The organism is Candidatus Erwinia haradaeae (assembly GCF_900698935.1).
Classification (GTDB): domain Bacteria; phylum Pseudomonadota; class Gammaproteobacteria; order Enterobacterales; family Enterobacteriaceae; genus Erwinia_E; species Erwinia_E haradaeae_D.
This window is the reverse complement of the sequence record NZ_LR217715.1, coordinates 563598-578076: the sequence shown is the minus strand read 5'-3', so window position 1 is coordinate 578076 and position 14479 is coordinate 563598. Positions and strand designations below refer to the sequence as shown.

Sequence of the window (14479 nt, the reverse complement as noted above, 5' to 3'; positions counted from 1 at the left end):
AACTCTAGGAAAATTTTTAGTGTTGGAACAGTGTACCTATAGAAGATTGTTTAAGAAAATAATAGGTACATTTATCACATGTGAGATTGTCATCAATGCAGCATCATATGAGTTATTGGGCTACTCCTCGCATTTTATTAATTTTTTGTTTCATTATAAATCCAATATACAAATACTTTTTTAATATGCTATAGCTGAGACTGCAATAATAAATATAGATGGTGAAAACCATATTTTAGTATTGTTTTTCTGCTATATGATTTATAACAGAGATTCATTGGTTTCTTAATGTGATGTTCTACATTGTAGATTACGATGATCATAAATTAATTGGAATGCTATTGGTGCATGTCGTAGTATTTTTTACTTAATCTTCTAGTGGTTTTAAAGATTCTTATTCACGTGAAATCGTATGAATTACATCTCTGATTGTTATATACCTCAGGAATTGTTGTCATGAGATCTTTAGATATCTATTATACAAGGATGATACATTTACTGAATTGAATATAAAGAATAAAATAGATGAGTATAAGGGGGTATTATGTTAGAAGACTATCGTCAGCATGTTGCGGAACGCGCATCTCAAGGGATTGTTCCGAAAGCTTTAGAAGCGTATCAAGTCACTAAATTAGTACAATTGTTACAAGTTGCGCCGGTCGGTGAGGAAGCATTATTGTTGGATTTACTCATGCATAGAGTGCCACCTGGTGTTGATGAAGCAGCATGTATAAAAGCGTCATTTTTAGAATCTATTGCCACTGGTAAAAAAATGTCTCCACTGATTTCACCTCAAAAAGCAGTAGAACTATTGGGTACAATGCAAGGTGGATATAATATTCATGCGCTTCTTCGTATACTGGATAATGAACAGTTAGCTATTTTTTCTGTAACAGCGCTTGCTAATACAATACTAATGTTTGACTTGTTTTATGAAGTAGAAGATAGAGCAAAACATGGAAATGTATATGCTAAACAGATTATACATTCTTGGGCTCACGCCGAGTGGTTTCTCAAACGCCCGGAATTAGCGCAAAAAATTACTATCACAGTATTTAAGGTCACTGGTGAAAGCAATACGGATGATCTTTCACCAGCACCGGATGCATGGTCTCGTCCAGATATTCCGTTACATGCATTAACGATGCTCAAAAATCCTCGTGAAGGGATTCACCCAGACCAGCCAGGTTATAGGGGTCCTATTAAACAAATTCAATCTTTAAAAGAGAAAGGTTTCCCGCTAGCTTATGTCGGTGATGTAGTAGGTACTGGCTCGTCACGCAAGTCAGCTGCCAATTCAGTGTTATGGTTTTTTGGAAATGATATTCCTTATTGTCCTAATAAGAGAGCTGGGGGTTTATGTCTTGGCAACAGTATAGCTCCTATTTTCTTTAATACTATGGAAGACTCTGGTGCTTTACCCATTGAAGTTGACGTAGCTGCTCTTAACATGGGTGATGTAGTGGATATCTATCCATATCAAGGCAGGATTCGTGATCATTTTACGCATAACATCCTGGCTAATTTTTCACTTAAAACAGCCGTGTTATTTGATGAAGTACGCGCTGGTGGTCGAATTCCATTGATTATTGGTCGTGCTTTAACTGAAAAAGCTCGTATATCTTTATCTTTACCAGATAACACTATTTTTGCAAAAGGGAAAGTGATATCAAAAAGAAAAAATAGTTTTTCATTAGCGCAGAAGATCGTAGGACGTGCTTGTGGAGTCCAAGGGATCCACCCTGGTATGTATTGTGAACCTAAAATCACTTCTGTAGGGTCTCAGGACACTACGGGACCAATGACTCGAGATGAACTGAAAGATCTAGCATGTTTGCACTTTTCGGCAGACCTTGTAATGCAATCTTTTTGTCATACTTCCGCTTACCCTCAGCTCATCGATACAATAACTCATCAAACCTTACCGGGGTTTATTATGGATCGTGGCGGCATAGCTTTACGTCCTGGGGATGGGATTATACATAGTTGGTTGAATCGTATGTTGTTGCCAGATACAGTCGGCACTGGTGGGGATTCGCATACTCGCTTTCCTATTGGTATTTCTTTTCCAGCGGGATCTGGTTTAGTGGCATTCTCTGCCGCTACCGGGGTTATGCCGCTAGATATGCCAGAGTCGGTGTTAGTACGCTTCATCGGAGAAATACAGCCAGGTATTACCTTACGAGATGTAGTTCATTCAATTCCGTTTTATGCAATTAAAGCAGGTCTATTGACGCTTGAAAAGAAAGGTAAGAGAAATATTTTCTCAGGGAGAATTCTTGAGATTGAAGGTCTACCGAATTTAAAAGTAGAACAAGCGTTTGAGTTATCGGATGCTTCTGCAGAACGTTCAGCAGCTGGATGTGTGATTCAGTTAAGCCTCAATCCTATTATTGAGTATTTAAGTTCTAATGTCACACTCTTAAAGTGGATGATTCGTGAAGGTTATGGGAATCGGTATGCTATTGAACGCCGCATTACTAACATGGAAAAATGGTTAGATCACCCCACGCTCCTAGAAAGGGATCAAGATGCGACATATGTTGAGATCCTGACTATTGATCTGACAGAAATAACAGAACCTATTCTGTGTATACCGAACGATCCAGATAATGTTCGTTTGTTATCTCATATAGCCGGAACGATTGTTAATGAGGCATTTATTGGATCATGTATGACAAATATTGGACATTTTCGTGTAGCAGGTAAGTTATTACAGTATAGCCAAATAACGTCGCTTCCTACTAATTTATGGATTGCTCCACCTACAAAAATGGATGTAGTACAACTTAAAAAAGAAGGTTATTATGGTATTTTTAAGAAAAGTGGTGCACGTATTGAAATGCCTGGTTGTTCACTGTGCATGGGTAACCAAGCTCGTGTGTCTAGTAATTCTACAGTAGTTTCAACATCTACGCGTAACTTCCCGAATCGTCTTGGTAATAATGCTCAAGTCTTTCTAGCTTCTGCTGAATTAACAGTTATTGCATCTATTCTGGGAAAATTACCTACAAAATCTGAATACCATGCTTTTATGAATATAGTCAGCACTACGTCTATGGATACTTATCGTTACTTAAATTTTCATAACATGCTAGAGTATACTAAAAAACAAAATGAAGTGATTTTTCAAACAAGAATTTAAAATATTCATAGGATTTTATCCTAAAGATTGTTGTATCGTGCAGGGCTATTATTAATTTGTGATATTGTATCATACTCGATGGTCTTTCCGAATATATCGCTAGCTGATATGGGTCATCCATTGTCCAGAGATCTATTGTATGTCTTTTGATGTGATAAGATTATCCTGCTGTTTACCTACGACATTCGCATTACTTGATAAGATACAACTTGTGGTAATATGTTAAGCAACAGGATACTTGATCCACCAATAAGATGTCTCGATTTTTAGAATAGTGTATTGCTACCTACTAGCGTTATTCTATATTAGTTGCTGTATCGCTACGGAATACTGAAGAGTTACTGGTTTTTGAATAGTATATACTAGTGTGATTAAAACACTTATCTTATTGTATCAGCTAGTAAAATATCGGTTATGTAATTTAGAAACATAGAAGTAGTCAGTAGTATTTATACTGAGCGTGAAATAACACACAGTGTGTTATAATAGTAATGCATATTATTATATATACCAGCATAGTAATTCAGGCGATATATAATAAAAATTATAATTTGCTGTAAGTCAGGGCTAGTCGCATAAAGCATAGAACGTATCATGAGTGAATTTTAAAAATGGATAACAGACGTATGCATGATCAGTGGAGATAGCAGAGCATGGAGTGGGATCTCTATATCTAGACAATCAGAATACCTTCTGAACCACTATAGGTTATATTAAAGATATTTTTAGTTAACAAATATTTCGGTGTAGTATTTTTTTGCCTAAACGCATCTATATTTTTTGGGAGCAGGGAGGTATATAAGATTTAATCATAATCTTTATAATGATGGCTATGAAATACATGATATGTAGAGCTTGGATATTTTTTGAGCATATGCTTATTTCTTATTTGGCCATTAGCAGCCTCTTGGCGCTGTCAGTGTGTTGAATGACTCGAGACTAATACATAACAGTGTGCTATAGATCTATCTAATGGTTTGTTCATTCTTGAAAATATTTTATTTCTGTTTGTTTAATACTCAGAATTGGTTTTATTTATGAGTAATTTATAAACCGTATTCATGTGTTACAAATGTACTGTGATCTAAATGAGGAGATCTGTGTAATAGATTTTTACTGACGAACTAGACGATGATGAGTAGGTGAAAATTCTGTATTACTTCTCCAAGGGTTTATATCTATCCCCCCCCTGCGGGTATAACGAAGATATACGCTAAGTTGATATGGTTTGCAGTATCTTAAGATATCATAAAAAATGCGTTCTGTACATGATTCGTGAAATTCATTGTGTTGTCGATATGATACTAAATAATGAAGCAATGCCACATGATCGATGCGGGGTCCGTAGTAACTAATTTGTACTGTTGCCCAATCGGGTTGTTTGGTGATCAAACAATTAGATTTAAAAAGATGGCTAATTAATTGTTCTTTAACGAGATCTTTATGTGTAATATTATATAGGAAATCAGGATACACTTTGTAGTTATGAATAGTGATATTCTGTTCATCGATACAAAATCCAGATAGATTATCAATAACTATGTCTGTTACATCCTTCAGTCGAAACAATGTAACTTTAACTAATCCAATTGCGCAATCACTTAAATCTCGCTCTATGATATTTTGAACTACTGCTAGGTTTGTAAACTGAGTTTGATTAAAGCTATTGAGATATAGTTTTAAGCTTTTTGATTCAATTAAATTGATGGTATGCATACTCAATACTACTTTTCCAATAGATACTTGTGGTAATCCGTTTTGATTGAGCCAAGAAACTTCATATAATGTCCAAATATCTTGTCCCATTAGTGTGGTTGGTTGAAAATCACTGCCTAGTAATTCACGGTTTAAGCTACGTGGCACAGCATGTAATAGCGATGGCTGATAAGTGTCATAGTATTTTGTTTTTTGACCCAGAAATTTTCCTGCTATGCTACTTATACTTTGATTTATAGGTTTTGACATAGCTCTTTCCTTATCTATGATGACCGTTTTTTAAAAAGAATTATTGAACATGTCATATGTAAAGTCTATGTAGTCTCAGGCTACATGAAAGTATTTGTGCGATACATATGACTTTCACTTGTCAATTACTTTGAATATTTAAACCTAACAATACAAGAAGACTTAGTGCAATCTTTTTCTATCTAAGCTAGATAGAACTTTTTTATTTGCAGCCCGCATTCTACTATTATAATGATTGGAGGTTACCAAAAGACATCAATATGATATTTTAGGTAGTGGTAGTGCTGATGAACATGTAGTCTGTATCTATAGTGAGGCACTACCTTGATGTTGTGCGGTTATTTGAAAATGCCTTATAGAATGCACTGATTTGTATCTGTAAAACATTATAAAAATTGATAATATATAATCCACAGCTAGTTTCTTTAAAACTATAGACTGGAGTTAGTAAATAAATGAATAACGAATGAATATTGATTAGTATTTCACAGTATAAAGACATTTATATCATACTAATAAGTATGTGTAATCATTTATGACACATGAGTAGTGCATTGAGAGATACATACCATAGATGGGTCCTATATGATTGCATTTCTCTGTAAGAAACTGGATGGAACGAAACCTTTTTTGTATGTATTCCTCATTTAGAAAAGATCGTAGGACAAACACAGAGGTTGTTTCAGAAAAAACACATGTATCTGTTGATATTATTTCATATAGTTTAATATCACTGCACTTTTTTATTTCAGTAAATGCAATAAATATAATACAATTTTTCGTAAAAATCAGAATGTTGAGAGACGATCATGTTCAGCATGATTACTGTTAACCTTGTAATATTGCTTTAATAGTGAAGTATACCTGATTTGTCAAACTCTAGATCAGATATTTTTCTATCTCAACATCTTATGAAACAACTCTACAGTCCTTAAGCTATGCATCGTACTTAGTATACAGAATTTATTCTGCATTAGCAGAAATTATTTGTTGTACTTTTTTAGCTTCTGTATCTAAATGTAACTGATGATAAGCATTCTCCATTAATAGCAAAGCTTTACGGGTTGCTTTAGTATCTGGATAATCTGTAAGCATTTGTTCTACGCGTTTAACTACTGCTATATAAGCATGACGTTGAGCATAAAATTCAGCTACGGATAAATCATACCGTGCTTGACATTCCTTTAGATAAATCAGATGCTTACGTGCATATTGGGCATATTTACTATGTGGGTACTGTCGTATTAATTGCGAAAAATTATTAAACGCAGAGAGCCTATAGAATGGATCACGATCTGATCGGTCAATATTAAAGAAAGTGTGTATGGGATTACGATCCTGTGCCATAAATATTAGACCGCGAATATAAATAGTATAGTCAAGGTTTTTGTGATCTGGATATTGTTGTATAAAGTGATCAATAGTTTCTAATGCTAAAGAGAGATTATTAGTTTTATAATATGCATACATCAAATTAAGCTGCACTTGTTGGGAATATGGTCCAAAAGGATAACGAGCATGAATTGCTTCTAACTGCACAATAGCTTCTTTCCACTTACCGTCCTTTATTTTTTGCTCAGCAGTAGAAAAAATCTTTATAGGGAGTTGATCAGGGGATGCTCTCATTGATTGAGAGCATCCACATAACCATACACTAAAGGTCACTGCAGCTAGTAGGTGTTTTATATTTTTCATGAAGATTTTCTAATCCTCGTAGAGTCATGGATGAGGTGACTTACTAAGCTTTCTTGTGTTTTAAATTTTGTTTATACTATTGCATCATTAAATATTATATGAAATCATTCTTATATGATAGTCTAATATATTCATTGAAGACACTATTATTTATGGCAGAGCAAGTAAAACTTTATGCAATAATACCAAAATTAGAATTGGGAAAGCGATTAGATCAAGCTTTAACTAAATTATTTCCACAATATTCACGTTCTTGTTTCCAGAGGTGGATTGAAAAGCGATGCATTACTGTAAATGGCGTTATTATTGATAAAGCTAAGTATAAAGTATTTAGTGGTGCAATAATCAATATTAATACGACTATCGAAGAAAAAAAATGTTTGGAAGCAAGCGATATACCGTTAAATATTATCTATGAAGATGAGCATCTGCTTTTAATAAACAAGCCAAGCAGATTAGTGGTACATCCCGGCGCAGGCCATATTAATGACACGATGTTAAATGCACTGTTATATTATTTACCCACGCTTATTTTGGTTCCTCGAGCAGGTATCGTACATCGTTTGGATAAGGATACAACGGGATTAATGGTAATAGCCAAAACTGTTTCTTCGTATAATTATCTTGTTGCAGCATTGAAGAGTCGAATGATCACACGTGAATATGAAGCGATAGTTGTTGGGTGTATGACTTCTGGAGGAAAAGTTAATGCGCCAATCGGTCGTCATGCCACTCAACGTACCAAGATGACCGTTCACCCTATGGGTAAACCGGCAATCACTCACTATCGTATTATTCAGAGGTTCCGTGGTCATACTTGGCTCCGATTACAACTTGAAACTGGTCGCACCCATCAGATTCGCGTGCATATGTCGCACATCTCCCATCCAGTAGTGGGAGACTCCTTGTATGCTGGTCGTCTTCGCCTTCCAAAGGGAATGCCAGAGTATGTTATAGCTGTTTTGCGGACTTTTAATCGTCAGGCACTACATGCAACCATGCTGCGTCTACGTCATCCTATTTCTGGTATGATCATGGAATGGCGTTCATGCCTACCAGGAGATATACTGGAATTAATAAACGCTATTCAATCAGATACCGATCATACTGCAGTAAAATGAGACTAGGCGGGATTTTTTATGATATGGTTCACCGTAGAAAGAACATACAAGTATTGCGATCATTTCGGCCGTGTCTTATTAAAAATCTTTATTCATCTGTAATATATTTTTAATCAATATTTATAAACTATCTTAGCATTGTGTTTATTTTGATCCAGGCGTCTCTTCAATTAGTGGTGGTTTATATTTCATTATTCTTATCTTAATATATACAAACCTCGTGCGTGCACAGGATATAGATATCATCTATAGACCACCTTATTTAGTAAGATAAGCTATATCGGGGAATACTGTTGAGCTACAACGTATGAGTGTTTCTCTCTTAGAGACCTATACGAAACAGTGATAAAGAGTCTATATGTTTTCTTAATCAGAGGTGAATTTATTCTTCATAAGATGTGGAATATAAACAGACACATATATTTCATAGTCTTCACAATCTATATATCTACTATGACTGTCGGAGAAATTAATTCTCCAGAAATCTAACATCGCGATAAATATAACCTATAAACATGTAAGCGCTCTCGAGGTAGAGGATTTTTTATTATTGTATAGCTTATCAAATAGTAAACACTACGACATGATGTTAATAGTATACTATTTATAGCAAGCATTATTGTCCATCTTATTTTGTTTGGTTTGTATAAGGAATATTATTTTTAGATATACTAGTATAGTACAGGAATGCATAACTCTGAGTAATGGCTAGACATGTCAAATCACCTTATCATTAACTCAGGGAGTTCGTATGAATGGTCTAAGAATCTTAACACTTACTAATTGCATATAACTATACCTGCATTTTGCATTCAATTTATAGTGGTTATGATACACAGGGATAAGATGCAGATCATTCAGTGTAATTCAATTATAATTAAAAGCAAAGGAGCATGGTGATTTATAGGATCCTATCCACTTTAGATTGCAGTATTGCTAATATAATATGGTAGATAATCTTTTTCATTGATCCTAAGTGTATCATGAGCTATATAGAAACACTTAACATTCATGACTGGTGGTATTAACATCATGAGGGATCGCTAACCTATGTTAGACCCTTGTGATAACTGAGTGTTTAATGAATTTTGCAGTTTTCCAGTTATGATTATTTTGTATGTTAGTATGAAGATACGTTTTGACTATTAAGGTAAAAATTTCTATGCATGCATATTTCATGTACTAGAATAGATATGGTTTGTATGCAATTGTCTATGATGAGAAGTAGCATACGAGACTATTTTCATAATTGAAATTATGACAACAGGCTCCAAGGTGTATGGCAGATTGACGATGTAACTACCAAAAATTATTATGGTAATACTCCATATAGTGCGTCTGTCAGTATTTTGAGCTAAAAATAATCGCATTATAGAGCGGGTTGTATAATACTGATGACAAAAATTTACTCATCATAATGCGTTATAATGGTTTTCAGCGCTCTGCTAAGCATGCTAAAAGTATCTTGATCCGAGAATATTTGACCTTATACGTACCATTATATGATCTGTGATTTTAAGTGTAAGTGTAAACATAAGAATGACACTTAAGATAAAGGGAGGTTTTTGATTTTTCAAAAACTCGGCATGTTGTAACCAATTTTTAAGAGTGAATAGTCGTCTTGATCTTATATATCTATAATATCACATGATTATGAATTTTAAATAGTGTTTTATCAGCAATAATTGACTTGTATCGTAGCTCAATATACAGATTATCAGCATTAATACACCTACTTATGTGATTTTTAGATACATGTATTTTTTTATTTAACTTATATGCTTAGTGATGAAACAGAATGATGCTATTAATAATTATTATACTAAAATATCATAGTAATTAACACTACAGTAATAGCATGGCCGCTATTTTTTAAATAATCCAATACTGAAAATGATTCATTTTTTCGATGATAAATACTGTCATAAGTTGTTTATTTTGTATCGATAAGATATAAATAAGTGTGTTTTGTATGTAATATAGGGTCGAGTTTTTGTGATGTGGTTATTCAATATCATTATCGTAAAAATATAAAGTGATACCACGATTTTTTTTGTATGTCAGTGCACTCAATATATTAGATATGGCCAGATACATACTATACATGTATCGTCAGTTGTAGGGACAGCACGTATATCATTCATCACACTTTTATGGCCATCGATGCCTATAAGGAGAGTACAGTATATAGCAATAGTTATAGATTAATTAATTTTTGTTCTTTTACATCAAGGAAATCTCATTACTATTAGGTCTAAATTCTTAAAATCGTAGATTTTAATGCTAATGATTATTTGAAGTAACGTTTATTTGTTGCTCAATGGTACTACATGTTGGCATTATAGTGATATGAAGAAGATTTTTTAATATTGGTAGAAGTTAAGATACGTGCTCCTTAGATTGATCAGGATCTAACATTCATATACAATAAGTATCTGATGATCAACATTAAAAAATAAATATACTGCATATTACCCTCATCGTTTTATATGATGATTGAAGAACTATACAGTTTTTATGTAAATATTATTTATAGATGAATTTCCACGCAATTAAAATAAATATTCATTGATATTTTAGTTTAATAAGTTACACAGAAAACACTATAAAGGATATGTAAGCTACATCTAGCAAGCGCTTAGGTTAGAATGAGGAAGACGATTTGAAGAGACCTACTTTCAAGTCACTAGCAGTATAAATGATTCTACCATCCACTAAAACTTCACCATCTGCTACACCCATAGTCAACCTGCGTTTTATGATACGTTTAATATGAATAAGGTAATCAATCTTTTTAGATGTAGGTAGGATTTGTCCGGTAAATTTTACCTCACCTACACCTAATGCTCGACCTTTCCCTACGCCTCCCACCCAGCCAAGGTAAAAACCAACCAGTTGCCACATAGCATCTAGCCCTAAACAACCAGGCATGACTGGGTCACCAATAAAATGACAGGAAAAAAACCACAGATTAGGATGTATATCTAATTCAGCAGATATAAAACCTTTGTGGTATTTTCCGTCTACTTCTGTTATTTCTATTATTCGATCTATCATGAGCATATCCCCAGATGGTAAAGGGGGGCCTTCTGACCCAAAAAGTTCACCACGACTTGAGGCGATGAGATCTTTTTTTGTATAAAAGCTGCATTTATTTAACATATTACATGGACCTTATATAGATGAAGTACGGGCAGCACGCACCAATATAAAAATTGAATGATATAACATAGATCTCCGAGATCCATTATTGTATATAAATGTGAAATATCGATTACAGTAAATCCTTTGTGCCGATTGCACGATATTTTTATTTTATATGTTATGCATATGAGTTATGCGTAAGGTACGAACACACAAAAATTAATGGTATTTAAAATGTAGCATCTCACTCTTGTAAACTTACATCGCGCATAACTCAACATGTCTTATTAGTGATCCTTGATGTCTTAATTTCTCATATCTATTCAGTTTGATAGTGTAGAAAGAGGGCGCTGAGAGCATAATGATCAATGATATTAATTTTGTATTACAACATAGTGGTTATAGTATTGATCATATGGAATATTCAATTTTATAGTTTGTTTAGTCGAACGCACACTCTGCATGATCTCTACCATGTTATTGTATCATCTCACTAGTCTGATGTAAGACAGTGTCGAGAGCAATAATGGATTCTCTTATTAGTTCTAATTTAACGCGTGCTATACACCAAATGAAAATTACATGATATTTGGCATAATTTTAGTGGTTTTCCTAATTAGGAAGATAGCTAGTACACGTTTTGTTATAGGATATAAATTTTTATATATTTATGATCTTTCTATGTTCTGTATTACGTTAAGAAGTATTATTGATATATAACAAAACAATCTGCCATATCAACTAATGTTTTTGTAATCGACTATCTATAATACAATTTATTTTGACTGTGATAGTAGTGATCATATATTTTGATATAAATATCTGTAAAGACTAAAAGTAAATAATAGTACTATTGTAGTATATTTTACACTTAGATTATAATATAAGCTCAATCACTAGTTGTATAGATAATAGTTATATAACAGCGTTCTGCTATATGAAACGAGTGATTATTTGTTAATACATGGTTGTATTTATGTCAGATCTATAGATCCAACTATCAACTGATATCATACGTTACATTATTTTTTATCAATTACATCACTTTTCGTCATTAACGTAAGGTCGAACTATTTAGTAGAAGAGCTGTGGGTGAAGCTATATGTTGTCCAGAATGTAATACAATTTATCTCAGACAGCTAAGCCAATGCAGGGGTCCCCTTCGGCGCTGAGAATCTTGCATGGTGCATTTTGTAATACGAGTTCGTATTAATCCAAGTAGGGAAGGGTTGTCTTGATCTTGCAATGCTATGCCAGTTAATAGAACAATAGCCTCCTCGACACTAGATACTGCCCATAAGTAGAATTTTTTATTTCGTACGGCATGAATAACATCTTGTTGTAATGATAGATGACGAATATTCGTAGAGGGTATGATGACACCTTGATTACCAGTGAGAGTTCGTTGATTGCAGATGTGGAAAAATCCTTCGATTTTTTCATTAATACCACCTACAGCTTGTACATTACCAAATTGATCAAGTGAACCTGTGACTGCAATTTTTTGATTAATAGGCTGCAAAGACAGTGCACTAATTAGTGCGCACAGTGCGGCTAATGAAGCGCTATCACCATCTACTTCTGCATATGATTGTTCAAAGACTAGTGATGCAGAAAATGGCATTTGTTGATCTAACTGTAAAACCGACATTAGCCAAGATTGTATTATCATGAGTCCTTTAGAATGAATGTTGCCACCAAGTGCTGCTTTACGCTCCACATCATTTAATTCACCGTCACCAACATGTACCACACAACTAATACGTAAAGGTTCTCCAAAAGCACGAGGATGTCCAGGATATTCTATTATGGATAGCGCATTAATTTGTCCAATGACTTCACCTTTTGTATCAATATACACTTGTTCGTGAATAATATTATTCAGTATTTTCTCGGATAGAAACCCTTCTCGCCACATGCGAGAGTTAATAGCTTGTTCTAGGTGTTCCCCTGTGATTATGCCCCCTTTAGCATGTGACATAGTTTCTTGAATCTGCATCCTAATCCAGTCTAGATCTAAGGGCAGTAGTCCTTGATCACCAGTCCACCGTGCACCTTCATGAATGAGAACTGGCCAGAAGGTAGCATCTAGAGTCGGGCATGGTAAGCTTGCTACAACATTTTGCACCCATCTTCGCCAATGCATCAAAGTCAGATCATTTAATATCTCTATCGTATCTTCAAATTCGCTATACAAAGAAGTAGACGCTGCTTCAGCATCAAGAGTCTGAAATTCTTCTAACGTCTCACGCTCACCTAATAGTAGTAAACGTAAATACATGGGCATAGAAGGAATATCTAATGGTAGTGGTTGATGCTCATTATTTGCATACCACTCATATGTTTGGTAAATGAGGATTTTTTTCAACCGAAACCACATTAATGGTTGCTCCAATAAAGTGCGTATCGAAAGTATTAAAACTCCACCATTAGCACGGTGGACTAAACCTGGGGATAACAATATTTTAGACTGATAAACACGAACGCAGCCAAACAGATGATGATGTTCAATCCATTCAGCCTGATACACGCCGCCATTACTAGCAAAATTATCTTGTATAGTTTGTGCAGGATACCAGTTGACTATTTGTTCATTGATTTCATAACGTCCACCATAAAGCATATCTTTCTTTTCTTGCGTTCTTGTTTTAAGACCGGACAAGACGTGTTGAAAAAGCGTAAAATACACAGCACTTTCAGGACTTTTAATGATCATTATGGGTGCTTTCGCACGCGTCGTTAGCAATAAATTTAATCCATAATAAAGACGTTCTTGTACAGTAGCAAAACAATCAATATATGTGATTGTATTGTCGAGTGAGATATACTGAGAGCGTGCTATTTTTGGTTGTAATATTTGCCACTTTAATGGATAGTTACTCAAGGTCATGTAATATTTTTAAAAGGAAAATGAAAGAATGTGGAATTAAGTAGATTAATTGTTTTTACATGTGATATGCGCAATGCATGATGTAATCTCTCTTAGGTTTCCTGAGTGAAATCTGGTCTTTTTATTTGTATTCTTAGCTCTATTAGTTCTGCCGGTTAGTGCAGAGTGGTATTTTCATAATGCACAAGATCTTCGTATATTTATGGACGATTGAGTAAACTGTAGTTCTATGATCAGAAGGTGATATAATAGGACATAACAAAATGACATCATTAAGAAATATTAGATCCTAATATTACAATGTATTTGAGTATAACTCAAAAACTAATTGGAGCATAGTGTATCTTACAAATGATATGAGAGTGTATGTGTAGTAAGGGGTAGATGTATGAGTAATTTTGGACGTTTTTATTATTTTATACACACATCTTATAACCACGTGATGCTATTGGAAGTAAGAGTAACCTGCTATCTTGATCCAAGACATTTTATCTTCAGAGCCACACTTTTCTTCAAACG

General features: G+C 34.2%; 6 protein-coding genes. 2 read left to right on the top strand and 4 right to left on the bottom strand.

The features are described 5' to 3' along the window. Nucleotides 1-544 precede the first annotated feature (544 nt). Nucleotides 545-3145: a bifunctional aconitate hydratase 2/2-methylisocitrate dehydratase gene (gene acnB / locus ERCIKOCA2762_RS01815; protein ID WP_157988504.1), complete on the top strand. Its 2601-nt coding sequence runs from the start codon at nucleotides 545-547 to the stop codon at nucleotides 3143-3145. Nucleotides 3146-4258: 1113 nt separating this feature from the next. On the opposite strand, the gene queF is transcribed toward acnB, so the two are convergent. Both queF and bamD read right to left on the bottom strand, forming a co-directional pair. After that, nucleotides 4259-5110, bottom strand: a complete 852-nt coding sequence (gene queF / locus ERCIKOCA2762_RS01810) for an NADPH-dependent 7-cyano-7-deazaguanine reductase QueF (protein ID WP_157988503.1) — start codon at nucleotides 5108-5110, stop codon at nucleotides 4259-4261. Nucleotides 5111-6073: 963 nt separating this feature from the next. Then, nucleotides 6074-6805, bottom strand: a complete 732-nt coding sequence (gene bamD, locus ERCIKOCA2762_RS01805) for an outer membrane protein assembly factor BamD (RefSeq protein WP_157988502.1) — start codon at nucleotides 6803-6805, stop codon at nucleotides 6074-6076. A 152-nt stretch (nucleotides 6806-6957) separates the two neighbouring features. On the opposite strand from bamD, the gene rluD reads away from it, so the two are divergent. Then, complete coding sequence (gene rluD / locus ERCIKOCA2762_RS01800) at nucleotides 6958-7926, top strand: 23S rRNA pseudouridine(1911/1915/1917) synthase RluD (protein ID WP_157988501.1); 969 nt, start codon at nucleotides 6958-6960, stop codon at nucleotides 7924-7926. Nucleotides 7927-10569: 2643 nt separating this feature from the next. Here the strand turns inward: rluD and fabA are convergent. Further along, a complete protein-coding gene (gene fabA / locus ERCIKOCA2762_RS01795; RefSeq protein WP_157988500.1) occupies nucleotides 10570-11088 on the bottom strand; it encodes a bifunctional 3-hydroxydecanoyl-ACP dehydratase/trans-2-decenoyl-ACP isomerase in 519 nt (172 codons plus the stop codon). Between the two features lie 1108 nt (nucleotides 11089-12196). Continuing rightward, complete coding sequence (locus ERCIKOCA2762_RS01790) at nucleotides 12197-13960, bottom strand: AAA family ATPase (RefSeq protein WP_415017151.1); 1764 nt, start codon at nucleotides 13958-13960, stop codon at nucleotides 12197-12199. Nucleotides 13961-14479: the final 519 nt, after the last annotated feature.